The sequence below is a fragment of the Streptomyces hygroscopicus genome (assembly GCF_026168105.1).
Taxonomy (GTDB): domain Bacteria; phylum Actinomycetota; class Actinomycetes; order Streptomycetales; family Streptomycetaceae; genus Streptomyces; species Streptomyces hygroscopicus_D.
Genome location: NZ_LBMW01000001.1, coordinates 340,300 through 365,366, shown reverse-complemented (window position 1 = coordinate 365,366; position 25,067 = coordinate 340,300). Strand labels below are relative to the sequence as shown.

23 protein-coding genes and 1 pseudogene are annotated in these 25,067 nt (G+C 69.1%); 11 read left to right on the top strand and 13 right to left on the bottom strand.

The genetic code is table 11. The features are described from left to right. Window positions 1–46 precede the first annotated feature (46 nt). The 3 genes from AAW14_RS01650 (at window position 47) to AAW14_RS01640 (ending at window position 1,426) form a co-directional block, all read left to right on the top strand. On the top strand, window positions 47–310 hold the full coding sequence (locus AAW14_RS01650) for a hypothetical protein (protein ID WP_265558988.1): 264 nt from the start codon (window positions 47–49) through the stop codon (window positions 308–310). A 300-nt stretch (window positions 311–610) separates the two neighbouring features. Further along, window positions 611–1,168, top strand: coding sequence for a hypothetical protein (locus tag AAW14_RS01645; protein ID WP_265558986.1), 558 nt, complete (start codon window positions 611–613; stop codon window positions 1,166–1,168). Window positions 1,169–1,270: 102 nt separating this feature from the next. Next, window positions 1,271–1,426, top strand: coding sequence for a DUF6131 family protein (locus tag AAW14_RS01640; protein ID WP_265558984.1), 156 nt, complete (start codon window positions 1,271–1,273; stop codon window positions 1,424–1,426). 203 nt (window positions 1,427–1,629) lie between these two features. Here the strand turns inward: AAW14_RS01640 and AAW14_RS01635 are convergent, their stop codons facing one another. After that, window positions 1,630–2,427 carry an HAD family hydrolase gene (locus AAW14_RS01635; protein ID WP_265558982.1) on the bottom strand — a complete coding sequence of 266 codons (798 nt, stop codon included), beginning with the start codon at window positions 2,425–2,427 and terminating at the stop codon, window positions 1,630–1,632. Window positions 2,428–2,692: 265 nt separating this feature from the next. Then, window positions 2,693–3,559: a ScbA/BarX family gamma-butyrolactone biosynthesis protein gene (locus tag AAW14_RS01630; RefSeq protein WP_265558980.1), complete on the bottom strand. Its 867-nt coding sequence runs from the start codon at window positions 3,557–3,559 to the stop codon at window positions 2,693–2,695. Between the two features lie 194 nt (window positions 3,560–3,753). Here AAW14_RS01630 and AAW14_RS01625 point away from each other — a divergent pair, with 194 nt between their 5' ends. From AAW14_RS01625 to AAW14_RS01615, 3 genes are all read left to right on the top strand, one after another. Continuing rightward, entirely contained in the window at window positions 3,754–4,389 is a 636-nt protein-coding gene (locus AAW14_RS01625) for a ScbR family autoregulator-binding transcription factor (protein WP_265558978.1), read from the top strand. A gap of 334 nt (window positions 4,390–4,723) precedes the next feature. Next, on the top strand, window positions 4,724–4,918 hold the full coding sequence (locus AAW14_RS01620) for a hypothetical protein (protein WP_265558976.1): 195 nt from the start codon (window positions 4,724–4,726) through the stop codon (window positions 4,916–4,918). Window positions 4,919–5,025: 107 nt separating this feature from the next. Further along, window positions 5,026–5,568, top strand: a complete 543-nt coding sequence (locus AAW14_RS01615) for a hypothetical protein (protein WP_265558974.1) — start codon at window positions 5,026–5,028, stop codon at window positions 5,566–5,568. A 292-nt stretch (window positions 5,569–5,860) separates the two neighbouring features. Here the strand turns inward: AAW14_RS01615 and AAW14_RS01610 are convergent, their stop codons facing one another. Next, window positions 5,861–6,226, bottom strand: a complete 366-nt coding sequence (locus tag AAW14_RS01610) for an STAS domain-containing protein (RefSeq protein ID WP_265558973.1) — start codon at window positions 6,224–6,226, stop codon at window positions 5,861–5,863. A gap of 280 nt (window positions 6,227–6,506) precedes the next feature. On the opposite strand from AAW14_RS01610, the gene tap reads away from it, so the two are divergent. Together tap and tpg are read left to right on the top strand one after the other, a co-directional pair. Then, window positions 6,507–8,612, top strand: a complete 2,106-nt coding sequence (tap, locus tag AAW14_RS01605; protein ID WP_265558971.1) for a telomere-associated protein Tap — start codon at window positions 6,507–6,509, stop codon at window positions 8,610–8,612. Window positions 8,613–8,814: 202 nt separating this feature from the next. Further along, window positions 8,815–9,369, top strand: a complete 555-nt coding sequence (tpg, locus tag AAW14_RS01600) for a telomere-protecting terminal protein Tpg (RefSeq protein WP_265558968.1) — start codon at window positions 8,815–8,817, stop codon at window positions 9,367–9,369. Between the two features lie 25 nt (window positions 9,370–9,394). On the opposite strand, the gene AAW14_RS01595 is transcribed toward tpg, so the two are convergent. Continuing rightward, the gene (locus AAW14_RS01595) at window positions 9,395–9,802 is read right to left on the bottom strand and encodes a TraR/DksA family transcriptional regulator (RefSeq protein WP_265558965.1); all 408 of its coding nucleotides are present in this window, start codon (window positions 9,800–9,802) and stop codon (window positions 9,395–9,397) included. 135 nt (window positions 9,803–9,937) lie between these two features. Then, on the bottom strand, window positions 9,938–12,067 hold the full coding sequence (locus tag AAW14_RS01590) for a SpoIIE family protein phosphatase (protein ID WP_265558963.1): 2,130 nt from the start codon (window positions 12,065–12,067) through the stop codon (window positions 9,938–9,940). Between the two features lie 595 nt (window positions 12,068–12,662). Between AAW14_RS01590 and AAW14_RS01585 the strand changes: the two genes are divergently transcribed. Together AAW14_RS01585 and AAW14_RS01580 are read left to right on the top strand one after the other, a co-directional pair. Further along, window positions 12,663–13,433 carry a class I SAM-dependent methyltransferase gene (locus AAW14_RS01585; protein WP_265558961.1) on the top strand — a complete coding sequence of 257 codons (771 nt, stop codon included), beginning with the start codon at window positions 12,663–12,665 and terminating at the stop codon, window positions 13,431–13,433. Between the two features lie 54 nt (window positions 13,434–13,487). Beyond that, window positions 13,488–14,687 carry a cytochrome P450 gene (locus tag AAW14_RS01580; RefSeq protein ID WP_265558959.1) on the top strand — a complete coding sequence of 400 codons (1,200 nt, stop codon included), beginning with the start codon at window positions 13,488–13,490 and terminating at the stop codon, window positions 14,685–14,687. Window positions 14,688–15,054: 367 nt separating this feature from the next. Here AAW14_RS01580 and AAW14_RS01575 read toward each other — a convergent pair whose 3' ends face one another. Together AAW14_RS01575 and AAW14_RS01570 are read right to left on the bottom strand one after the other, a co-directional pair. Continuing rightward, a complete protein-coding gene (locus AAW14_RS01575) occupies window positions 15,055–16,335 on the bottom strand; it encodes an MFS transporter (RefSeq protein WP_265558957.1) in 1,281 nt (426 codons plus the stop codon). Window positions 16,336–17,023: 688 nt separating this feature from the next. Beyond that, the gene (locus AAW14_RS01570; RefSeq protein ID WP_265558955.1) at window positions 17,024–17,215 is read right to left on the bottom strand and encodes a hypothetical protein; all 192 of its coding nucleotides are present in this window, start codon (window positions 17,213–17,215) and stop codon (window positions 17,024–17,026) included. A 537-nt stretch (window positions 17,216–17,752) separates the two neighbouring features. Here AAW14_RS01570 and AAW14_RS01565 point away from each other — a divergent pair. Continuing rightward, window positions 17,753–18,520 (top strand): GNAT family N-acetyltransferase, encoded by a 768-nt coding sequence (locus AAW14_RS01565; RefSeq protein WP_265558953.1) that lies wholly within the window; start codon window positions 17,753–17,755, stop codon window positions 18,518–18,520. A 77-nt stretch (window positions 18,521–18,597) separates the two neighbouring features. Here AAW14_RS01565 and AAW14_RS01560 read toward each other — a convergent pair whose 3' ends face one another. The 6 genes and pseudogenes from AAW14_RS01560 to AAW14_RS01535 all read right to left on the bottom strand — a co-directional run bounded on the left by AAW14_RS01560 (window position 18,598) and on the right by AAW14_RS01535 (window position 24,072). Further along, a complete protein-coding gene (locus AAW14_RS01560; protein ID WP_265558951.1) occupies window positions 18,598–19,392 on the bottom strand; it encodes an SDR family NAD(P)-dependent oxidoreductase in 795 nt (264 codons plus the stop codon). Between the two features lie 111 nt (window positions 19,393–19,503). Continuing rightward, window positions 19,504–20,889 (bottom strand): MFS transporter, encoded by a 1,386-nt coding sequence (locus AAW14_RS01555; RefSeq protein WP_265558949.1) that lies wholly within the window; start codon window positions 20,887–20,889, stop codon window positions 19,504–19,506. A gap of 376 nt (window positions 20,890–21,265) precedes the next feature. Continuing rightward, the gene (locus AAW14_RS01550; protein ID WP_265558947.1) at window positions 21,266–21,598 is read right to left on the bottom strand and encodes an antibiotic biosynthesis monooxygenase family protein; all 333 of its coding nucleotides are present in this window, start codon (window positions 21,596–21,598) and stop codon (window positions 21,266–21,268) included. Between the two features lie 208 nt (window positions 21,599–21,806). Beyond that, window positions 21,807–22,600, bottom strand: a pseudogene (locus AAW14_RS01545) (transposase family protein). Between the two features lie 41 nt (window positions 22,601–22,641). Beyond that, on the bottom strand, window positions 22,642–23,205 hold the full coding sequence (locus tag AAW14_RS01540; protein WP_265558946.1) for a dihydrofolate reductase family protein: 564 nt from the start codon (window positions 23,203–23,205) through the stop codon (window positions 22,642–22,644). A gap of 189 nt (window positions 23,206–23,394) precedes the next feature. After that, window positions 23,395–24,072 (bottom strand): XRE family transcriptional regulator, encoded by a 678-nt coding sequence (locus AAW14_RS01535; protein WP_322740998.1) that lies wholly within the window; start codon window positions 24,070–24,072, stop codon window positions 23,395–23,397. Window positions 24,073–25,067: the final 995 nt, after the last annotated feature.

The following is a 25,067-nucleotide window of genomic DNA, read 5'->3' as shown; positions in this document are numbered from 1 at the left end:
CAACCCGCCCTCCGTCTCCCGTTCATGGAGCGCACGGTACACGCCGGTGAAGCGGACCGAGTGGGCTCCGGCGACCAGCGGGCCGTACAACTACTGGGCATACACGGGGGCGTGGCCCGGCGGCGCCGTCCGGGGCGACGGCCGACGGGGCGGCGAGCTCCGGCAGTGGCTCCGCTCGCGTGGCGCCGACGACCGCCCCCTCAGCACGGTCGAGGCCGTCATCGCCACCCCGGGCCTCGGCCCCGGCGCAACGGACGACGTCCTGCCTCACGGGCAGCCGGCGTACGTTCGTGCCCGTGGTCACGGTTGACCACCTCGCCTGTTTCCTCGCCGCCGTCCCGGTCCACGACCGAGGCCCGTGCAGCTGCACACCGTGCTCGACCTGGCGACCCCGTACGTTCCCGACCCGGTGGCCGTCCTCGCTCGGCACCTCGGTGTGGCTCAGCCGGTCCGAGCGGGACTCCTCGCCCGGCCGGGCTCGGGTCACACCCCGGATTCGGTGTGTGTACGGTACGCCGCCGCACCCGTCCCGGGCGTTGGTTTGAGGCACCTCCGGCCGGGAACTCCCAAAATAGGATTTATCGGGCAGAACTTAAGGAGTAAAGGCCCGATGGCAAGCGGAACACTTCTGGCGATCATCATTCCCGTCGTGTTGGTGATTGCCTTGATCGCAGTAGGGTCTGCCCTCCTCATGCGGCGCCGCCGCCTACGGAACCGCTTCGGGCCGGAGTACGAGCGGACGGTGGAGGAAGCCGGTGGCCGCAGGGCGGCCGAGCGCGAGCTCATGGCCCGTGAGAAGCGGCATGAGGAACTGGACATCAAGCCACTGTCCAGCAGCGTCCGGGACCGGTACACCCGGGACTGGAGCAGCGTGCAGGAGGAGTTCGTGGACCGGCCCGAGGATGCTGTGCACGACGCCGACCGTCTGGTGACCTCCTTGATGCACGAGCGGGGCTACCCGACGGAGGGCTACGAGGAACGGCTGAAGGACCTGTCCGTGGAGCACGGCCAGACCTTGGAGCACTACCGGGCGGCCCATGGAATCGAGGAACTCGGCCCGCAGCGGAAGGTGACCACCGAGCAGCTGCGGAACGCCATGGTCCACTACCGCGCGCTGTTCGAGGAACTGCTTTCCGACCGCGGTCAGCCGCACGGTGCCGGAGCCTGACAGGGGTCGCCCGGCATCGATTCGTCACCATCACTCACCGACTGTTCGCTCACCAGCTGAGCGGCCATCAACCACCAAGAGAGACATCGTCAGGAGGGCACCATGGTCATTCTGGGGATCATCCTGCTCGTCGTCGGCTTCGTCGCGAATATCTCCATCCTGTGGACGATCGGGATCATCCTGCTCGTCGTCGGGGCCGTCCTCTTCCTTCTCGGCTCCCTCGGACACGCGGTCGGCGGTCGACGGCACTACTGGTAGCGGGAGCAAGCCCACGACCAAGAGCAGGAGCCGACTCGGCGAATCCGCCGCGGCGGACAGGGGCGATGCGTGCCCTGTCATGGCGGACGGAAGATGCGTGCCCTGTCATGGCGGGCAGAAGCGGATGTGTACGTCGTCATGCAGGACGTGGGTGCTTCCGCCCGCCCGCCGCCTCGGCGCGCCTGACGCGGGGGACGGTACGGTCAGGGAACGGCTCGGCTGCCGGTCTGGGCCCGGCTGCCGGTCTGGGCCCGGCTGCCCTGCCTGGGGACCATCGGGTGTGCTGAGGAGGCGCCGGTGTGCTCGGCCTTCACCCGGCGGGCTGTGGCGGGCCGGTTCTCCGCCCAGGCCATCAGTCTCGGGTCGTCCAGCGCCTCCACCCACAGATCCACGAGGGCGACGGCCTCTCGGCTGGGCTGTCGGCCGACCCCGATCACCCGCAGTCCCGCGCCGACGGCGGCCTTGATGCCGTTGATGGAGTCCTCCACGGCCAGGGCACTGCCGCAGTCCACGCCGAGACGCCGCGCGGCCTCGACATAGGGGTCGGGCAGCGGCTTCGGACGTACCCCCGTCTCCGGCACGACCACATGCCGGAAGTGGTGTCTCAGACCCACGGACCGCAGGCAGAACTCCACCACGTCCGCGGGGCAGTTGCTGGCCACGGCCAGCGGTGCGCGCCGACTCAGGCTCGTCACGAGGGCCTGTGCACCGCGCACGGCCACGGGGCGTTGGGCGACGAGGTCACGGAACCGCGCGAGGAGTTGCTCGGTCATCTCCTCGCGGGCATCCGGTCTGCCCGCGAGGCGCGCCATCAGGGCTCCGCACTCGGTGTAGTGCAGGCCTTTGCTGCGTTCCGCGAACCCCGGGTCGACAGCGACCCCATGCTCGCGCAGCACGATGTCGCGTGCCTGCTCCCAGTGCCGTTCGGAGTCCACCAGTGTGCCGTCGCAGTCGAACACAACGGCTTGTGGTGTCCAGTCGAAAATGCGATGGGCTGTCATGTGTTTGCCGTTCTGGTGCAGGGCGGAACTGCCGGAAAGGCGGCACGATCCGCCGGTCAGGGGTTCCGGTGCGTCTGCTGGCTTCCTTCACTTAGGGAAAGCGCGAATCGAAGGCCGAACATGGCCGATTCACGTATGCAGTGGTCGCACACCGCCTACTGCGGTGGTCCCGAGCGCGTCCGGAACCAGAAACATAATGAACGCTACGCTCTATCCGGGGACTGGTGGTGATTTGCCACCGCAATACCCACGTGTGGGTGACAACTCAGCGATAACGCAGGGCGCCCTCGGCCGTCTGTTCGCCGCCCTGCTGGAAATGGAAGAAGCAGGTCCGGCCGTACTGGGAACAACGAATGACGGCGGGCGGTGCGTGTTCGGTGAACCGCAGGGCCGTCATGCGACAGGAGACCGGCCGGATCAACCGACCCCCGCTGCGCAGGGCGACCGCCTGCCGCGCCGCCTCCAGCAGGGCCATGCCGGGGACATGGTCCGTACCGTGGTCGAAGAAGAAGGGGTGGCGCGGGTCGGCGGGATCCACCAGAAGTCCGTCCTCCCCGAGGGAGATGACCACGTCCGACCTCGACTCCAGCCCCAGCAAGGCCGGTTCCGGCCGTGGGCCCCGGCCCGCCGCCACGGTCAGGGCAGTTGGGGGCCGAAGCGCCGCGTACCGCCCGGCGTCGAGGAACCGCGCTCCGCCTGCCGCCTGCGCGAACCTTCGGCTCCCGGCCAGGAAGTCCACCCGCATGCGCAGCCCGGTCACCATGGTCGCGCCCGGGTCCGTGCGCACGTCCTGCACCGATGCCAGACAGGTGATCTCGCTGGCGCCGTGGGGTGCCCTGGGTTCCGCCGTCACATCGAGGTCGAAGGACACGTCCGTGATCAAGAAGCGGGCCGTGGGCGGCACATCGAAGTGGCGCAGCGGCACATAGATGCCGAGCTGACGCAGCGTCTCGACGACCATCCAGGGGCTGTGCCGGTCGTCACGCCCTCGGGGGAACGTGGGATGCGAGCGGGTCCATGCGGCTGCGGCGCAGAAGTGCCGGGCACCACGGGCGCGAACGTCGGTCAGCAGCACCTCGGCCACGGAGGTCCGGTGCACCAACTCACGCTCCACGGTCCTGGACCAGCTCAAGGACGAAAGACGGGCGGCGGAAGAGCCGCGGACAGACCCGGTAATTGATTTCTGCGACTTCCACAGTCGCCGCCCAGAGTCCATAAAATACAGCTAATAAGACTATTGCTCGTTTCGCATGCGCGGTCCTCGTGCGTGTGCAGCAGGGCGGCTACATTCCTCCTCGCGGCCCACCGACGAACAAGGGAACACACGTGCAGGATCGGGCGGAAGAAACCCGCAAAGTCGTACTGCAGGCGGCGGCTCATCTGTTCTTCGAACGGGGATACGCGGCGACCAGTATCAGTGACATCAGCGAACGGTCCGGCCGCACCAGCGGAGCGATCTACTTCCATTACACCAACAAGGAACAGCTCGCCCTGGCCGTGGTACAAGCACATTTCGCGTCCTGGCCCGCCATGATCGCGCACCATGAAGCCACATCCGAACCGACCCTCGAGAAGCTGGTACGCCTGAGCTTCACGGTGGCCCGCGCGTTCCGGGACGACGTACTCGTCCGCGCGGGCGCCCGTCTCTGGGCCGAGCGGAGAACCATCCCGGTCGAGATGCCTCCGCCGTTCGTCGACTGGATCGCCACGGTCGAGCAGATGCTCGCCAGGGCGCACGCCGAAGGAGACCTCGCACCCGAGGCGGAGCCCAGCCGTGACGCCCCCACCCTGGTCGCCGCGTTCTTCGGGTTGCACACCGTCTCCGACGTCCTCGACGACCGCAAGCGGATCGAGGACCGTCTGGCGCACTTCTGGCTGCTGCTGCTCCCCGGCCTCCAGGCCGACCCCGCACCCCAGGCCCTGCTGGCCAAGGTCAGGCGCCCCCACTCCACCAGCGCCTGAGACGGCCCGCCGGGGCAGGAGCGACATTTTGCGGCGGACGGCGGCAGGCAGGGGTACGCGGCACACCGACCGTTGTGGTGGACGCGTCGTATCCCGGCTCGATCAGACCGCGGTGACGACCGCTGGGCAGGCGAACGGCGGCGACGGCGACCGGATCGGACATCGCCCTGCCCCGACGCCGACAGCTTCGAGCGTTCCAACAGTCGCGTTGCCGCACATGGCAGCACGGACCCCTTACCGGCCGTCATCACCCGAACGGCCGTCTGTAGTTCTGTGCGAGCGGCTCCTTCGAGGTCTCCTGGATACGAAAGGCGTCCAACACGGGAGGCCGATCATGTACGAGATGTGCGTGGGCCCTGAAGGACCGGGCGAAGCGTTGGTGTGGCACGTGATGGCCAAGCAGGCCACCGCCACCTTGTGCGGGCAGCAGCTTGCTGAACGCATCGAGGCGGCGGGCGCCGAACGGGCAGGTCACTGCTCCCGGTGCATGGCCTCGTTCGCGAAGCTGATGAAGGTCACCCGGCGCTGACCCGTCAACGGTCCGCTGACCTGTCAACGGTCCGCTGACCTGTCAACGGACCGGGGGTCCCTTCGCTCACCCAACCGCACGCCAAGGGCGTGGGAGGTCGGTGGTCCATGGGATGTGCACCGGCGCGTCGCAGCGGCCCGGAAGGGCCGCTGCTCGTCCATCGGTGGCGTGAGGCGGCGGACCGTCATCTGACGCCGCTGCAGCGGTCGTTGCTGGTGACGTGGGTCTCCTTCGGCCTCACCTTCGGCACGGTGCGGGTCATCACGCACGGCATCCGGGGCGGGTGGCTGCCCTGGGGAAACATCTCCGCCGGCGGCGAGCATCTGCACCACTACAACTTCGGTATCGCCACCCTTGCCGGCCTCGGCCTGATCGCCGTGCGGGGTGACGAGCGGGCCGTCGGGCATCCCGCCGTCGCGGTCGCCTACGGGTGCGGAACAGCCTTGATCCTTGACGAGTTCGCCCTGCTGCTGGATCTGCAGGACGTCTACTGGGCCGAGCAGGGCAGGCTCAGTGTCGACGTCTCCCTCGGGTTCCTGTCGGCGCTCGGCGCCTACCTCACCGCCAAGCCGTTCTGGCACGAGGTCGGCCGTGTGACGCGGCATCACCTCGCCTCCGTGGCCTCAGGGCGTATGCCGTCGGCCACGTGAGGTTTCATGCCCACCGTTGATTTTCCAAGCCCGGCGTTGAGGCTCCATGCCTTGCCTCGAGGCTCCATGCCCTGCGTCGAGGTCCGTGCGCCCGCGAGGTCTGTGCACCCGCCGCGCCCGGCGGCCTCCTGCTGAGAGAGCCCGAACGGCCTGCCCGGGAACGGCAGTTATGTCCGGTGCGAGGAGCAGGCGGTGTGCGCAACCGTGCCTGCGCTGATCCGCCTCGTACCTGCGTCCGATCCGCCGCGAAGAAGCCGGAGGCTCGCCGTGTGCCTCGAGGGCGGTTCGGCGGTCAGGTGCTCAGGGCTTCGCGGAGAGTCGGGTAGCAGGCGATGACGGTGTCGAGGCCGACGATCTGCATCACGCGCCGTACGGGTTCGGTGGGGCCGACGAGCCGCAGCCAGCCGAGGTCGCCCTGAGCGGCGCGGTGAGCAGTGATGAGGGTGTTGATGCCGCTGGAGTCCATGAAGGTGACGGCGCTCAGGTCTATCACGGTGCGCTGCGGGACGGCGCCGTCGCCCGGGAGCAGGGCCTGGCGAAGGCCGCCGGCGGTGTCGTGGTCGATCTCACCGCGCAGCGTGATGACGCGAATGCCGTCGACGGTGGTACGGACGATCGCCAGCCGGTCGGGGCCGGCTGACCCCTCGGTCTCGGTCACGTTTCCCCTCAACTGCGGTCGGTGAAGCTGCAGCCACTGCTCCCGGCAGAAGGCTGCCCTGGATGTTACGGGCAAATGCGCGCGCGTGGCCCGGTCACGGATGTCCGCGGATCGTGGGCAGTGCCTGCCGCTGCCCTCCGACTCACATGCCTGGCCGGTCGTCGTGCCGCCGCCGCATCGAGGGAGCCGGAGGGGTTAATCCGAAAGGGTTAAATGCAAGGGTTAAAACCGCCTGGTGGGAGGGTTGAGGACTGCTAGTGTCCGGGGCGGAGGTGAGCGCGTGCCGACCGAGGAAGAGCTGTTCGCGTCCGTCGACGCACTGCTGCGGGAGGAGCCGCAGTTGCCGCCGCCGGCGGAGCGGGCCCGACTGCGCGAGGCCGCGGGCGTCACACAGTCGCGCCTGGCGCAGGCCTTGAAGACGACGCTCCAGACCGTGAAGAACTGGGAGAACGGACGCTCCGAGCCCCGGCCGCCCCGTCTGGTGGCCTACCAGCGGCTGCTGGAGGGCTGGGCCGAGAGGTTCCCGAAGCCCGGCACGGCCGCACCCGCGGCCGTGGCTTCGCCGATCCCGCAGCCGATCATCCTTCCCGCGCAGGAGCAGGTCGCCACACCGCCCGAGGCTGCCGCCGCACCCGCACCCGCACCCGCGGCTCCGGTCGCCCGGCAGCCGGAGCAGGCCGCCGCGCGTCCGGCGTCGCGCCCCGCGAGGAAGCGCGCGGTGCCGAACGCCGCCGCCCCGTACCGGCACGGGCCGCTGGCTGTCCTGGACGGCGACGGCACCGCCTACGGCAGCGACGGCATCGTCCTGGACTGCCCGGCCGCGACGATCCCCGAACTGGCGGAGTGGACGCTGCGCGAGTCGGGTCTCGGCGCCCCCCGGCTGCACCGCCACGGGCGGGACGCCGACCCGCTCGTCGTGCTGACGGCGTCGGCGGCCGTCAAGCTGGGGCTGCCGGAGCGCCTGGAGGACCGCCGGGGTCTGCGGCTGCCGGAGGATCACTCGGTGGTCGCACAGATCGCCCGGGCGAAGTGGAAGCTCACACAGCGTGGGTTCGGCCCGTGGGCACGGGTCTATCGGCCGGCCCAGGCCAATCAGCGACAGTGCGTTCAACTGGCCATCCTCCCCTGGGGCGCGCTCGACTCGAGGGCCTGGCCGGGCACCGCCGACCTGGAACCCGCCGAACTCGCCCACGTCCTGGGTGTCTACGCCCAACGTGTCATCACCCCGCGCGGCTCCACCGCCGTCTCCGGGCTGGAGCTGATGACGGCGCTCCGCCCGCCGACCCGGGCCGTACGGGACGCGGCCACGGGGGAGTGGGCCTCCGGGCACAACCCGGGCTCGCTGGGCACCGAACCGGTCGACCCCGCGCCGCCGGAAGCCCCGCAGGAACACCCCGTCGCAAAGGGCTGGACCGGCGGCTTCCTGGACGAGGAGGCGTACCAGTGGGTGCGGGACGTGCAGTTGCTGTCCGATGAGGAGTGCCTGCTGCCCTGGGCGATCGGCCTGGACATCAACACCGCCTTCCTCGCGGCCGCGAGCCGCCTGGTGGTCGGCTTGTCCGGCCCGGAACACGTGGCGCGCCCGCGGTTCGACAAGAAGATCCCCGGCTCCTGGCTCGTGGACCTCTCCCACATCGAGCTGGATCCCCGCCTCCCCAGTCCGTTCACGCCGACCGGGCAGCCCCCCACGGGACCCGCCTGGTACCAGACCAACACCGTCGCCTACGCCGAGGAACTCGGCTACCACGCCCGGCCGCTGGAGGCCTACCTCCGGCGGGAGACCGGCGCGTACCTGGACCCGTGGCACGACCGGCTCAAGACCGCGTACCTCGACACCATGGCCGACCTCGGTGTCACCAAGGACCTCACGGACGAACGGTTCCTCGCCGCGATGGAGCGGCACAAACGGACCGACCCGGGGCCGGCGGCCGTGCTCGCCGCCATCAAGGCGACGGTGAAGGGCGGCGTGGGCAAGCTGCGCGAGCGGCCGCAGGGCCGCCACTACCGCGACGGTGAGCGGTGGCAGGCCCTTCAGCGCCCGACCTGGCGCCCCGACATCCGGGCGGCGGTCATCTCCAAGGCTCGCGTGAACATGCACCGCAAGATGCTCCGCACCGCGGAGGCGACCGGCCTGTACCCGCTCGCCGTGCTCTCGGACTGCGTCGTCTACCCGTCGCCCGGCCGCAGCCCGCTGGATTTCCTGCCCTACACCACCTCCGGCAAGCCGCTGCCCGGTGCGTTCCGGCTCGGCCCCAATCCGGGGCTGGCGAAGGTCGAAGGCGTCCAGGAGATGGCCTGGGCGGTCGACCTGATGGAGAAGGGCCTCAACCCGGCCCGCCACATCAAGGGCGACGGCCACGACGCCACGTTCGACGAAGGCGAGTAGGAGCGTGGGCGAGAAGGAGCGTGGGCGAATAGGGGCACGTGAGCGCAGGCGAGTAGGAATTGGGCGAGTAGGGAGCAAAACGGGTCCGTGGACAGGGTCGGCGAAGCCTTTGCGAAGATCTGCGGGAGGCGCGCGAGGAAGGGCTCCGCTCGTGGGCCCCGAGCGGCTGGATGCCTGACGGCGGAAGGGAAGTGAGCAGGGCATGGGGGACATCGACGAGGCCCTGGAGCGTGCCGGCCAGGAGGCGTTCACCAGGGAGCCGCCCAAGACCGTCAAGGGCCGGATCGGCTTCCTGATGAAGCAGCTCAAGACGACCAGGGCCGTCGCCCAGGAACTCGGGGTCAGCCAGCGGTCGGTGGAGCGTTACCTCACGGGCGAGCGGAAGCACCCGCCGAAGGAGATCGCCGACCGGATCGATGTCGCGGTACGGGCCCGGTGGCAGCCTCTGGTCCGCAAGCGACGCCAGAAGCAGGCCGCCACTGCCACGGGCATCACCATCGAGACCCGGGCCAGATTCGGCTACACCGCGCCGATCGGCACCACCGACGACCCGCGGATGCGGCGCGTGACCGTACACCTCCCGGCGGACTACGCGCGCCGCCTCTTCGACGCTCGTCAACAGGGCGCGGACGACCGGCAGTTGCGTCAGATCGTCGCCGAAGGTCTCCAGGAGATCTACTTCAAGGACAGCGGTCGCCGCGCCGACAACCTCGAAGTCGAGATCAGCGAGATCGACTATTTCGACGCATCTTTCTGACGAACTGAACTCAGGGCGAGGCCGACTAGCCGGTGGTACCACCCCTACGAGGGGCGGCCGCGGCGCAGCGCACACAGGTGATCGCGGCCGGGCGCACTTCGAGACGCTCCCTCGGGATCGGCTCGCCGCACCCCTGGCACTGTCCGTAGTCGCCTCGTTCCAAACGTTCCAGTGCCCCGTCCAGATCGGCGAGATGCGCACGCGCCTGCGCGAGCAATGCGGCTACATGGGCTCGCTCGAACGCGGTGCTCGAACCCTCCGGGTCGTGTTCGTCGTCGATCGCCACGTGGGCATTCGCCTCGACGATCCCGTCGAATTCACGGCTCAGCGCGGCGATCTGCGCGAGCGTACCGGCACGGTCGGCCGCCAGCAGCGCGCGCGCCGACTCACGCTCGATCGGGGAGAAATCGTCATTAACGGACGGATCATTCATATGGGTGCAAACGTCAGCGCTCCCGGCTGGATTCCGTTCACCGTGCACTCCTGGGAGTCGAAGCGGGCGAGACCGATAGAAATGAGGCCAAACGTTACGATGTGTAATGAATCGTGGCTGTGGGTGATGCTGACTTCATCCGTCACCGCGCTGCGGGTGGATGAGGAGCAGAGCGATGTCGTCGCTGCGGGACGGGGACTTTCTGGCGTGGTCGACGAGGGTGCCGGCCAGGGAGTCCATGCTCCGGTCCTGGGCCCGAGCGAGCCGGTCGGCGAGGTCGTCGATGGTGTCCTCGAGGTCCATGCCGGGGGATTCGACGAGGCCGTCGGTGTACAGGGCGAGCACGGCGCCCGGAGGCAGGGGGATCTCGGTGCTCGGGTAGTCGGCGGCGGGGTCGATGCCCAGCAGCAGTCCGGGCGGCAGGTGCAGGACCTCGGTGTGGCCGTCGGGGTGGCGCAGCAACGGTGGTGGATGGCCTGCACTGGCCAGGGAGGCACGGTGACGGGCGAGGTCGAGGTGGGCGAGCAGGCAGCTGGTGAACAACCCCGTGTCCAGCTCGGTCAGAAGGCGGTTGGTGCGGGCGAGGACATCGCTGGGGGGTGTGCCGATGGCGGCGTGGGCGTGGACGGCGGTACGGACCTGGCCCATGAGGGCGGCGGCGGTCACGTTGTGGCCCTGAACGTCGCCGATCGCCGCGGCGGCGGAGGTTTCGTCGCAGCGGATGAGGTCGTAGAAGTCGCCGCCGACGTCCATGCCGTGGCCCGCGGGGAGGTAGCGCGCAGCGACGTCCAGGCCGTGGATGCGAGGCAGGTCCTGGGGGAGCAGGCCCACCTGGAGACTGCGGGCGAGGTCGTGCTTGGTGTCGTACAGGTGGGCGCGGTCCAGGGCCTGGGCGATGAGGCCGGCCAGTGAGGTCAGGAGGGTGCGCTCGGCCGGGGGGAAGGGCCGGGGGTGGTCGTAGGACAGGACGAGGGCACCGACGGGGCGGCCGGAGGTGATCAGCGGCAGGAACGCCCAGGCGTTCCTGTCGCCGTAGCGGACGGCTTCGGGGTAGGCGTCCTGGAAGTCGGCGAAGGAGGGGAAGAAGCTCGGCACACCGGTGGTCAGGGCGTGCGCGGGCGGGGTGTCGGAGCTCAGCGGAGCACCGTCGTAGCGGCTCATGAACTCGGCGGTGTAGCCGCGATAGCCGATGATCCGCAGTCGGCCGTCCTCCGTCATCATCAAGGCCAGGCCCTGGGGCCCGAAGGCGGGCACGAGCTGGTCGGCGGCCAGGTCGGCCACATCCCGCATCCCCACCGCCTCGGTGAGGGCGGCCGCCAGGTGCATCAGGTGGTAGAGGGCGACGGCCCCGACCGTCTCCGTCGGCGGCGGCTGTTTCCGGGGGGTGGTCTCCGCCTCCTGTCCGTGGCGGACGGGAGTGATGTGCACGCTGATACCGCGGGCGTCGGGGTAGAGCTGGAAGGACAGCCACCGCTCCGGTGGGCGCAGTGCGGTGAAGGACGTGGGCTGACGGCTGACCACGGCAGAGCGGTAGTGGTCTTCGAAGACGGCGGTCCGCATCCACAGCAGCACCTCCCAGGGCCGGGCGCCGAGCAGGTCAGCGGCTCCAGCACCCACGAGATCGACTGCGGCAGAGTTGATGAAGGTGATCCGGCCGTCCAGGTCCAGGGCGCAGCAGCCCATCGGCAGCCGTTCGGCGAACTCGACCGCCGCCAGGGCCTCGGCCTGTCGTGGGGCCCGGGTGCGGGGCGGAAGCAGCACCCGAGGCTCGGGCCCGGGAAGCAGGGGCCGGCCCTGTTCGGCGGCCCGTTGCAGGAGCGCAGCCGCGTGGCGGCAGAAGGCGTCGATGGCGTCACGCTCGCGCGGGCTCAGCTGCGGCGGGTGCCAGACGGGCCACAGGAGCACGATCCCGCCCCAGACGGCGGTGTCGGTCATCGGAGCGGCGGCCAGCATGAAGTCGTACGGCAGTACGAGCCTGAGCCGCGGGTAGGAGCGGGCCATCGCCTCCTGGCTGTCCACCCACACCAGGCGCCGCTCCCGCACCGCGTCGGCCACTGGGACCCGGGTGTCGGTCGTGATCCGGGACCAGGGGGCAGCGAGCTGCTGAGAAGCCCCGCACACCGCTGCGAGCTGCAACATCCGCTCGCCCGGTGGCAGCAGGAACACCAGGCCCATCGAGGCACCCGTGTCCCGCATCACGTCGTGGACGAGGCCATCGAGCTGCTGCAGTCCCCCTTCAGCGGCAGCTGCGCCGGGCCGTGGCATGACGCTCAGCCTCTCCCGGCAGCCGAGGCGGAGCCTCGCGTGTGCCCCAAGCGGCCACGGGTCGCCTCCGTGCCGATACCGAAACCAGCTCCGATCCGCGCCGCACCGGCCCTGGCGCGTCGGTCGGCAGGTACCGCGCAGTGCACCCGCTTCCCGGCCGGATCGGGCGCCGTCGCCGCGGCGCCGTGTCGACCCCACGGGGTCCGGCCAGGGGCTGTCTGCCGCCGCCGCTGCCGCGTCCGCCGGACCTCTTGCAGATGAGCAGGTCCGCAATACCGGCAACCCGAGTGCACCGGCTCCCGCAGCTCAGCACCGCACCAGCCGCACCGCCCGAAAGTCATATACGGACAATACGCCCGTCGGCCTTTCGCGGGCAGCGACCTGCTGCAACGCACTTCGGGCGGCGCAGGACACGCCCGCTCCCGGCAGTGCCCACCGGCGCCTGGTCACCCCGGAAGCCGCCCCCTCCTGGGACGGCGCCCGACCGGTCAGTACAAGGACGAGGCACCCAGGTGGACGCGGTGTCCAGCCGTCGTCGAGCGGTGTCCAGTCATAGTCGACGGCGACTCCTGGGCAGCGCCGAACAATTCCCGTCATGACACAAGGAGAGGAGCGGTACGGGGACCGGCTCTACTCGCATCAGGACCCCGGCGAGGCGGATCGTCTCGGGGCCCTGGCGGGGGTCTTCGACCCGTATTCGTTCGAACGGCTGCGGCCCATCGTCCGGCCAGGGTTCCGAAGCTGCGACGTGGGAGCCGGTCTGGGCACGGTCGCCCAGTGGCTGATGAGCACCTCCGGTGCGGAAACGGCCGTGGTGGACATCGATCTCCGCAACCTCGGCGGCCGCGGTTTCCGTGAGTTCCAGGCCGACATCACCGATCCCGCCTTCGCACCCGGCCAGTACGACCTGGTGCACGCGCGGTTCGTCCTGATGCACCTGCGCGAGCGGGAGGCGGTGCTGAGGCGCATGGCGCAGTGGGTGCGACCCGGGGGATGGCTGGTCGTCTCGGACGCCTGGGACCTGGGCCCGGCGACCTCGTCGTGCGCGGCGTACCGGGAGACCGCCGCAGTGGCGAGCGAACTTGGGGCGCGGACGATCGGCAGCGATTTCAATGCGGGCCGGAGATATCCGCGGCCGATGGTCGACCTGGGGTTCTCGCAGGTCGGTTTCGCGGTCGATGTCCCGGTGCTCGAGGGAGGCGGAACGCTGGCCCGGTTCTGGATGAGCACTGCGAACGCCGCCCGTCCCGCGCTGGTGAACGAGCTCGGATCCCGGACGGTCGACGAGGCCCTGGCCTATCTCGCCGATCCGGCCACCCACGACCTCGGAATCGGAATGGTCACCATGTGGGGACGCCGCGCCTGAGCGGCTCCCCTCCGCACCGAAGGACCTGATCGCCACGCCCACCGGAGGCTTCCGTTGACCGCCACGGACATGCTGTTCAATCCGTTCGCCCCAGGATTCACCGACGACCCGTATCCCACCTACCGCCGCATGCGCGAAGTGGATCCGGTGCACGAACACCCGCTCGGATTCTGGGTGCTGAGCGCCTACGACGACATCGCGGCGCTGCTGCGGGCCAGGCTCTCGGTCGACGACCGGATGGTCACCCGTGGCCACATCCGCGAGCAGATGGACCAGGTGGATCTTGACGTGCTCAACCAGTCCATGATCCACCGTGATCCGCCCGACCACACCCGGCTGCGCTCCCTGGTCAGCAAGGTGTTCACATCGCGTTCGGTCGCCGCGCTGGAAGGCGAGATCACCCGACTTGTCGACGCCGCGCTCGACCGGATCGCCGAGGCGGGGCAGGCCGACCTCGTCGACACGCTGGCCTTCCCGCTGCCGTTCGCGGTGATCTCCAAGATGCTCGGCATGCCGCCCACCGACCACGCCCGGGTCCGCGAGCTGACCGGCGTCCTGACGCTCTCCCTTCAAGTCGTCACGGACCCGGTCGTCCTTCGGAAGGTCGCCGACGCGGGCCGCGAGATGACCGAGCTCACCCGCGAGCTGATCGCCTGGAAGCGCGCCAACCCGGCCGACGACCTGTTCACCGCGCTCATCGCTGCCGAGCACGACGGCGACAAACTCAGCGACGACGAGCTGATCGCGCAGATTGCCATGCTCTACATCGCAGGCCACGAGACGACCGTGAACCTCATCTCCAACAGCACCGTCGCCCTGCTGCGCAATCCCGACCAGCTCGCGCTGCTCCGTGCCCGCCCCGACCTGTCCGGCAACGCCATCGAGGAGTTCCTCCGCTACGACAGCCCCGTCCAGCAGTCCAAGCGCATCACCCTGGCTCCGCACACCATCCGCGGCCGCACGATCCCGGCCGGCACCTTCGTCTTCGCCTGTCTGGCCTCCGCCAACCGCGACACCCACTTCTGGGGCCCAGACGCCGACCGCCTCCGCATCGCCCGCCCCAACGCCCGCAACCACGTCTCCTTCGGCGCCGGCCCCCACCACTGCCTGGGCGCCGCCCTGGCCCGCCTTGAGGGCCGAGTGGCCATCCAACGCCTGGTGCACCGCTTTCCCGACCTCACTCAAGCAGGCGAAGTCACCTGGAACGGCCACATCAACCTGCGCGGCCCCGCCAAGCTCCCCATAGCGGTGTAGGACCGCCGTGCATCGGACAATCGCGAACCCGGCGACATACTCGTCGAAGGGCTCGATGCGACCTCAGCGGGCAGATCATTCATGCATTGAGCCAGTGCGGCAGCGTCCTGCCTCACCCTCAACTCCAGGGTCTGCCAGGTGCGTTCTGCTGAAGAGCGGCAGCCCTAACGGCTCAATCGCGCGTAAAGATCATTTTGGAGGGCGATGACAGGCGCCAACGTGCGCTGGGATACCGGATCCAACGCCAGGGCCGGGAGTCCGGTCGCGGTGACGGCGGTGAGGCGAGAGCGATCGGCATGGTGCGGGAGGACGTAGGCGCACACGGTTGGTCCCGTCGTGCGTGGAGGTCCCCGCCCCGCCGGGCTCGTCAGCCGGCGGCCGGAGCCGGTTCGCGACCGGCACGCAGCGCGGGGGAGTTGCGCAGCCGCGTGAAGGTCACGACCAGTGCGAGTGCCTGGAGTACGGCGCAGCCGCCGATGACGTCGGTCAGATACGGCGGCGGGGTGAGGGCGATCACGATCCCTGCCACGGGGAAGGGCAGAAGCAGTAGCAGGATGGTCAGGGAGAGGGTTGTGCCGAAGGCCGTGGGCGGAATGACCAGGGAACGCAGGGTGCGCAGGACGACAGTGAGTCCTCCGTCACCCGCCATGAAGAGGGCCACGAGGGCCGTGTAGCCGAGGTAGGACGTAGCCTGCGGGAGGGCCAGGCAGGCTGCGGCGGCGACGGCCGAGCTGATCACGCCAACTCCCCACAGCCCCAGCCGGTTGAGGGCGAATCGGCAGCCGGCGACCGCGAGGAGTGTGGATGCGGCGGCGGCCGACCAGAGGGTGCCCACGGCGGCCGGTGAGCGGCCGAAACCGTCAACCACCACGATGGGGCTGGCCGATTGGAGCACTCCGAGAGCGAGATTGGAGCAGGCCAGACCGGCCACGAGCCAGCCGAGGACAGGAAGCGAACGCAACGTCCGCCACCCTTCCCGCACGCCGGCGCCCGCCCGCTGCCCGATCTGTCGCGCGGCGCGCAGTGGTGTGGGCGGAGTCTGCAGGGCGAGTCCGGCCGACAGGAAGGACAGCACGCTCAGGCACACCAGCATGCGAGTCGGCCCGGTCAGGAGGAGGACACCGCCGAGTGCGGGGCCGACGAGGGTGGCCGTCTGGTCGATGCCGATGAGCACCGACTGCACCCTGTGGGACTGTCCTTCCGCCCGACGGCTGACGATGGCGCCGACGGCTTCGTTGGCAACGAAGCCGAATTGCGTGAGAGTTCCGGTCACCGCTGCCAGCGTCATGACGGTGACGGTCTCGGTCGTTCCCCTTGGCAGCATGACCAGTAGGACAGCCGCTGCCGCCACCAGGACGGCCCGCGCAAGGGACGCGAGGAAGCACACGATGGCCGCGCCGCAGCGGTCCACCAGGGCACCGGCCAGGCCGAAGGCGGCCACGCGGGGTATCCACTCCAGCGCGAAGGCCAGGCCCGTCAGGGACGCGGAGCCCGTCGTCGCCAGTACGAGGAGCGGCATGGCGTACGTCGACATGGAGAAGGCGAGTGCGTCGCAGGCCCGGGGGGCGTAGATTCGCCGGAAGAGGCTGCCGGGGGGTATGGCTGCGTGTCGGCCGGCGGGTTGGCCCTCGTACAGGGAGATGGTCACGGAGTGCGGGGCTTTCGGTGAGCGGTGGCGCTGGCGGGCGAAAAGGGCGGCGGCTCCTCGCCCGCACGCCGAAGCGCCGACGGGAGGAAGTGGCGACTGGAGGGAGTGCGGAGAGGCGTGGCGCGGACCGGCCGATGCGTGTTCCGCTGTCGGTGCGGTTCCACGAGTCGCGTCAGCGACGGGCGGCCTTCTGGCACTGCGGCCACGCGAATAAGGGGCGGCAAGGCATGGGCATGACATGGGTGGCGGCCATGAGAACTCCGCTTGGAACGGGGAGTCGAGGACGAACGGCAAGTGCGCCCGCACACCTTTTTCAGGTGTGAGCTACGGCGCGGTAACAACATAGCGGACCAGGCTCCTGTTGCAGACCCCTCGGTCGGGCCTCAGTCGGTCATGCCCACCGAGGCGAGGGCACGTTGGGCACCCGCGGCGGTGTCGGCGACGAGATCGGCCGCCTATGCGGTTTCGGCGATGAGACGAAGGGCTTCGCCGGGCCGCCACCGCCAACTCGCGTTCGAGCCACCGGCGCTCGCCTAGGCCACCGCCAGCGATGCCCGGCCCGCCGCCGTTGGACACCGGAGCCGCCAGAGCGCTGCCGGCTGAACCGCCCATGGGCGCCGACGCGATGGGATGCCGAACGTCCGGACAGGTGGTGAACACGGTCGTCAGCGACAACCCTTGGTTGTGCTTATTCCGCCCGAGGCGTCCCGCTGCTTTCGCCGACCTCTCGATCGGCATCGGGCTGGCAGCCGAGGCACAGCTTGTGACGCCCTTGGGCTGTGATCACGCTTCCCCAGCCGTTGCACACCTCGCAGCCGACGGCCAGTGCGGCGTTGGCGCGGGGGATCGGGTGGGGAGCGGTGGTCGCTCCGTGGGTCATGTGAGTCTCCTGGCCTCGAAACGGTCCCGGTGCTGCGCACCTTCGCTGCGTGATGTCCACCATATACCGTTTCATGTCTGTTTGCGCCCATTCATAGTGATTTTATGACCGTTTTCTTTCGCTCCTGGGTTGAAACGTTTCATTCAGCGATCATGCGCCCCGTCCTCTGCGCGACTCGCCGTCCGGGAACCGTCTGCTGATGGTGGGTTTATCGGCTTGATCTCCTCCTCGGCGCTGTGGGAGGGTTCAGCGAACTTTCGGGCAGGACCACACTCTCGGCGAAGGACTGAAGCCATTGACCTCGGCGCCCCTCAGCGGCCGCCGTCGGCACTGAACCGTCTGCCTCGGGGCAGCGCGGCCTCCGGTGCCACCACCGTCTCCTCACGGCGGCCCAACGATGCGGTGTCCCGGCACCGCCATCACCTCCCTTCGGGGAGGTGATCCCCGGCCGCGGCCGGTACGACAGCCTGCGCGGTTCTTCGGTCCGCTCATCCGGACGGAGCGCGCTTCGCCTGCCAACTACGTGAGGTCAACATCGTGGACATCGACGTCCAGAGCTTTGCAGTCGCCAACCTGCGCCGCCGACCCGAGGCGGTCGAAATCGGCGGCTTCGTCGCGGGATTCGATCCCGCGACGACCAGCCCGTACATCAACTACGCCACCCCACTGCCCGGCGCCCGCCCGACCGGCCGGGACGTCACCGCATTGATCGAGGCGTTCCGCGATCGAGGTCTCAAGCCCCGGTTGGAGTTCGCTCCGGACGCCGCACCCGCCGTGGACCCCGCGCTGCGCCAGGCCGGATTCACCACGGAGGCAGTCCACGAGTACCTGGTCTGCACCCGCGGCACACTGACATCGCTGCCGGACGGCGGCCGGTCGGCAGCCGCGTTCAGTGTGGAGACCCCGTGCACGGACGAGGACTACGCAGCGATCGACGCTGCTCTGTCCGAGGCGTTCGTGGGTGAGTTCGCCTCGTCTCCGGAAGGCGCCGCCCGGCTGCGGCGTACCCAGGAGAACGGCGGGGCCGTCCGGTTCGTGCGAGCTCCCGATGGCTCCTGCGCCGGTGCCGCCACCTGCTCGGCACCGGCCGTGGGCACTTCGGAGCTGGCGGGGGTGGGCACACGGCCCGCGTTCCGCGGTCACGGCATCGCCGCCTCGGTCACGGCGGCGCTGACCGAGACCTTGCTCGCCCGTGGAGCACGATCGGTCTGGCTGGAGTACTCGGGTGAGGGGTCCCGCCGGGTGTACGAGCGCGTCGGCTACCGGCCCGAAGGGACCCGTCTGTATGTGACGCTCGAAGGGTGATGTGCGTCGGGCGGGGGGCCGGGTGGTCCCGTCCCCCCGCCCCGTTTTTCCCTTCGCGCGCCTGACCCGTCGTCGGTTCACGGCAGGATGGAGTCGACGTATCCGCCGTCGACACGCAGCGCGCCCCCGGTGGTGGCCGTGGCCTGGGGGGAGCTGAGGTAGACGACCATGTGGGCGATCTCCTCCGGCTCGATCAGTCGCTGCAGCAGGGACTGCGGCCGGTACTTGCGCATGAAGACGCGCTGGGCCTCGTCCCAGGGGAGCTCGCGGTCGACGAGTTCGTGGACGAAGCCCTCGACGCCCCTGGTGTGTGTGGGGCCCGCGATGACGGAGTTCACCGTGACGCCGGTACCCGCGGCTTGCTTGGCGAAACCCCGGCTCACCGCGAGCAGTGCCGTCTTGGACATGCCGTAGTGGATCATCTCCGCGGGGATGGCGACGGCCGAGTCACTGGCGATGTACTGGATGCGTCCCCAGCCGCGTTCGGTCATGCCCGGCAGATACAGACGGGTCAGCCGCACGGCGGCCAGCACGTTCACCTCGAAGTAGCGCCGCCACTCCGCATCGGTGATCTCCAGCGGGTCCGCGGTGCCGAAGATCCCGAGGTTGTTGATGAGAATGTCCACCCGCGGCAGGGTTTCGGTTGCCTGCCGCGCGCCCTCTTCAGTGGTGACGTCGGCCACGACCGGCACCAGATCGGCCCCCGGTACCTCGTGGGCCAGGCGGGCGATGCCGTCTTCCACACCCTCGATCGTGCGCCCGTTGATGCCCACACGGGCTCCCGAACGGGCGAGTCCGGCGGCGATCGCCGCGCCGATGCCCTGCGTGGAGCCGGTAATCAGCGCCGTACGGCCCTTCAGATCGATCTGCATCTCATCAGCCCCTTCCGTATGCGTGCACTCGCTTGGATACCCGTGGCGTCGACCCGGCACGAGAGGTTCAGGACCTCAGCCCCCGGATGGCCGCTTCGGCAGTGCGCCCACTCAGGACTGCGGCGTGGTGCGGCGGGTGATGCGGCTCGCCGAGCCCGCGGACGTGGACCGGATGGTGTCCTCCTTCGGCCGCGACGCGTGGGCGGGGAGGAACAGGAAGAGTCCGCAGGCGGCGACCAGTATCCAACCCGGACGGGAGGCATGTGGGAGCCCCGCCGGACCGGCGCCGGCGACCAGGCCGCCGGCGAGGGCGATGCCGAGCGCAGCGCCGAACTGGCGTGCGGTGGACGTGATCGCTCCGGCCACGCCGGCGCGGGCGGGAGGCAGCCCGCTCACCGCGGTGTTGGTGATCGGGGCGTTGGCGAAGCCGAAACCGATGCCGATGAGCAAGTAGGCCGGCAGAAGCAGGAATACGTGCGTGTGCTGGTCGAGCCCGATCAGGCAGAGTCCGCCCACCGCGATGAAGGTGCCGGCCAGGACCAACGGCAGCCGCGGCCCGACACGACCGACCAGACGGCCGGACAAGGGGGCGCAGAGGGTCGCGCCCACGGCCATGGGCAAGGTCGCCACCCCGGCGGCCAGCGGCGTCCACCCCCGGGTGTGTTGCAGGTAGAGGGTGTTGAGCAGCAGTGTCACGTTCAGTGCGACGAAGACCGCCACCGCGCCCAGGACCGCACTGCTGAAGACCGGACGCCGGAAGAGCCGCAGATCCATCAGCGGCTCGCGCCGACGCGACTCGACCCATACGAATCCGACCGTCGCCAAGGCAGCGAACGCGTACGCCGTCAGCGCCGCGAGCGATGTCCACCCGATCCGCGGCCCTTCGATGAGGACGCCGACCAGCACCCCGATGGCCACGGTCAGCAGGGCCTGACCCGGGATGTCGAGCCGCTGCGCCCGCTGCGACCGCGACTCCGGCACGAAAACAGCGCTGAGCACGACGGCGGCCACAATGAGCGGCGCGTTGACCCAGAACACCGACCGCCAGCCGAACCCCGCGATGAGAGCGCCACCCGTGACAGGTCCGGCTGCCATGCTTAGCCCGAAGACCGACGCCCAGACACCGATCGCCTGCGCTCGCTCCCTAGGGTCCGGCATCGCGTTCACCACGATCGCCAAAGCCACGGGACTGAGCATCGAGGCGCCGATTCCCTGGACGGCACGGGCCGTGACGAGCGTGCCCACCGAAGGGGCGATCGCACAGACCAACGAGGCCGCGCCGAACACGACCAGCCCGGACTGGAACACCCGTCGGCGTCCGAACCGATCGGCCAGGGCACCGGAGGAGATCAGGAGACCGGCCAGGACGAGGGTGTACGCGTCCACGGTCCATTCGAGACTGCGGGTCCCGACACCCAGGCCGCGCCCGATGGCAGGGAGGGCCACGTTGACGACGGTGGTGTCCAGGCCCACCAGGAACATGCTCAGGCAGCACACGGCCAGTACTGTCCAGCGCCTGCGCGCACCCAGTACCGGCTGAAGGGGTTGAGTCGAAGCGGTCACGGCCTGCCTCTCGCATCGGGGAGCACCTGCCCGGCCATGCTCGGGCCGGACGAGGACTGCCACCCAGCAGATTTGCGGAGGCTGCAAAAACGGGGCTGTGCGGGCGCGGAGCCGGAGCGGATGCTCGACGGCACCGGGCAGCCGCGAAGTCGACGAATTGGGCCAGGAACGTCCTGTACGGACCCTCATCGTGCTGCGGACCTGCCCGGTCGACCTCGTCCACGCCCCCTGTCCACGTCCGCAACGGGCCGCAGACAGGGAGCCTGGCCGGGCAGAGGCCACTGCGCCCTTGTCGCCCTCGGCGACCCGTCTACGCGGGTTTCGGCGCCGCCTGCTGCACGACCTCGAAGGACCACAGAGTCGACCCGCCGGCCGCCGGCCTGGGGCGCTCGCCGCCCTCCGCTCCACCGCCCTGGTGAGCCGCCTTCATGGGGCCCTCCATCCAGGCCTGGAAGGACTCCTCGTCACGCCAGCGCGTGTAGACGAGGTAGTTGTCGGTGCCTTCGACCGGCCGGAGGAGTTCGAACCACTCGAACCCGTCGGAGCTCTCCACGGCGTGGGCACGCGAGGCGAAGCGCTTCTCGAGGGTCTCCCGCTGCTCGGCGGGGACGGTCAGTACGTTGATTTTTACAACACTAGGCACATGACACCTCTGAAGACCGGGGTCCGTAGTCTGGACCTTGTGCGAGCAGTCTCCTACATCAGGCAGTCCAGGAAGCGCGAAGACGACAGCAAGTCATCGCCCGAGGCGCAGAAGACCAAGTGTGAAGCACTCTCCAGGTGCTGAGCGGTAACGGCACTAGTGGGCAGCTCATCGGAATTCTTACCCAGTGAGGTTTTCTCAATGAAGATCACCTCCAGTGGTTGTTGAGGACCAAGGCAGCGCGGGCAATATCACCGATCCGTGTGGAGCTGAGGCTGATGCGCTTCGAAGCGCGCCAGCGTTCCCTGAGTTCGGCGGCGGTGCGTTCGCCGAGGGCTCGGACGTGTCTGATCAGGGCGTTCGTCGTGCGGGTGTCGATGTCCAGAGCCTTCTCTGAGCGGTCCTTGGGGCGGCGAACAGGGACACGGATGCCGATCCCGGCTCCGATGTATCCCTTGTCTGCCAGGGTGGGCAGGCCATCGGCGGCGGCCTTGTACAGCGCCGGCAGCACGTGCAGTCGCGCGGCCGTGATGTCCGGCGTGGAGCCCGCTTCACATCCGAGATCCACAACGGCGTGCCGTCCGGAGCGGACAGGAACTGAATGTTGCCGCCAAAACTCTTGTGTTTCTGGCTGAACCACGGGTCGTTGCCGTTCTCGCGGACACCGGCGACCCGGTCGCATGCGATCAACGTGGCGTCCAGTACCAGGTGTGTCATGCCCTCGGCGCGGCAACGGTCCAACACCGCATTGAGGTCGGGGGCTTCGTCTGCGAGGACGTCGATGCCCTCGTGCAGGTAGCGGTAGCCGGTCGCCTGGGATACCCCGGCGTCCCGGGCGAGGTAGTGCACACAGCCTCGCTCACGGAACCAGCGCAGCACCAGCACCGCCTGACGGAATGGGCCCAGCGTCCGCGCGCCCTTCGGGGTTCCGATCCGTCGACGGTGCAGGGCCAACAACCGGGCCCACACCGCTTCGCGTAGGTCATTTCGCTGAGGGAACATCACTGGCAGCCCGTCTTCCCAGGGCTCGGCGGACCAGTCGGCTAACGCGCCACGCGGTAGCGGAGGTAGACGACTCTTGAGCTGAAGGTACGGGTCTCGACGAATTCGAGATCCACCCGGCGCTCGTGTTGGGGGAAGAACGGAATGCCGCCGCCGACCAGTACCGGGTAGACCCTGGCCCGGTACTCGTCGATCAGCCCCAACGCGGCCGCCTCGGCGGCGAGAGTCGCACCGCCGATCGCGATGTTGCCGTCCCCCGGCTCGGCTCGCAATCGCTCGATCTCCTCCGCCAGGCCGCCGGAGACCAGGCGGGCATTGCCCTGCACCGCCGACAGCGTGGTGGAGAACACCACCTTGGGGAGCGCCTTCCAGACCGCGGCGAACTCGAGCGTTGGGAAGTCGAGCGATGGATTCTGGTCGACGGTCTCCCAGTACAGCATCGTCTCGTACAGCCGTCGTCCCAACAGGTGGACACCGGCCTCTCGCACCTCGTCGGTAGCGAAGCGAAAGACCTCCTCGTCGGGCGGCGTCCAGTCGAAGCCGCCGTCCGGCCCGACGATGTAGCCGTCCAGTGAGACGCCCATCGAATACGTCACGCTGCGCATCAGAAGTCCTCTTCGGTAGCGGGTTCGACAGTACGACCGCCGGACGCCGCAGCGCGTGACCGGCGCCGCCCTGGCGCGCCATTTCGGAGCGTCCGAGCGGACCGGCCGCCGATACCTGGCAATGGCCGCATGGCATGAGCCCCGTACCGGCTACCTGATTGGTGGCCGGTACGGGGGCTCGTTTCGTTTTCAGGCGATGGTTTGCCGCTGCGGAGTGCCGCGGGACCACAGCTCTTCGGCATGCTCAGCGAAGCGATCGAACATTCCGCCTTCCGCATGCCGCCTCAGGTGCAGCAGCGGGGAATCGTGGCCGACTAGCCGGGCAAGGTGCGGTGTTACGAGCGCGTCATCATCGAAGCGGAACACCGAAAGCGATACGTGGTTCACCGCGTCGCTCGCTGCTGAGAACCGGGTCTCGAGCCCTTCGTGCGCGCCGAGTTTCTCGAGATTCTCAAGTGTGATCCGGATGCGCGTGGACACGGTCAGTGCCACCTCTTCGACGCTCTCGCGATTTCGGGTAACTTCGCCGTCAGGATCGCCGAGCAGGAATCGCACCCGGCATCCGCTGTCAAGTTTCTGGCGCAAGGTGGTTGCGAATGCGGGTTGGTCGATCCATAGGAAGTAGTTCGTGTAGCCAGCGAAGAAGACTTCCCGCTCAGCGCTGGCTACCAATTCGCCCCACACCGACGACGGGCAGGAAGAGCGGTAGGGGTATGACCGAATGATCTCACGGTCACCCCCGGTTTTGATCCGGTCCTTAACCGCCTTCGGCCACAACATTTCCTCGTCAACTCCCAGTGCTTTACAAGCGTCTTCGCGGTTCCTTGCGTGCGGGATCAGCTCGGAGTCGCTGACCCACCGCTCCACCGTCTTCCCTGAGACACCCACCCTCAGAGCCAGTTGCCGGGGTGACAGGCCAGCGCTGTCCATAGCTGATCGTAGGGCAGTGTTCAAGGCTCCCCCTAGGGGCGTTTGGGCGTTGTTCCGACGTAGCGGCCAAACGGCCCAACTGTCCCTGGTAGCGGGCCAATACGTCCCGCATGGGTGGTCACCATGGCCTGACAACAAGAACCCCCGCGACCGCTCGAACGGCCCGGGGGCGTGGCCGACGCTTCAAGGGAGCGACGACGTGACAGACCTTATCCGCAGAGCGCTCGAATGGGTGATTGCAGCCCCGTTAGGGCGACGCACCCCCGGCAAACACAGCCGTGGCGCAAAGCGCGCTGTGGCGCCCCCTGCACCGCCTACCCCGAACGTGAGGGGAGCGCTGCTGGTTGTAGCCCGCGGACGGCGCCAGCCGCTCGCAGCGTGGGAGGACACGTGCGCAATGGTCCGGCCCTACGTAGCGCATCTTTGGGGCGATGTTTCATGAACGGGCGCGTCGCAAGCTCGATCGCACTCGCGGAAGGCGCCATGTACGACGCGTACAGGGAATGGCTACGGCACGCAGAGTCGTGCGACGGGTGCAGGTCCGCCGGGAAACCGAGCAGCGGCTGTGAGACCGGTCAGGCTTTGTGGGCCACCTACCGCGAGGCACGCATCAGCCCCGGCCGGACGCGCGACGGATATGACTCCCGAATCGGCAAGAGATGCCGCGACCCAGAAGGGAAGATCGGCATTCTCACTGATGTGCAGGGCGGAACTGCCTATCTGCGCCCCGAGCATGGCGGTCGCGAGTGGACCGTGCCTGCCGACCAGGTGGCCGAAGAGCCGCAGCAACCATGACTGCTCATGGCCCCATCCTGCCGCACGGCGGTCGGCGGACGGGGAGCGGCTGGTCCATCACACGGCTCCGCGGTGCGCCGCCCGGGCCGCTCGCTGCTCCAGCGCCCGGCGCGGCCAAGTGGCGGCCGGGCCGCGGG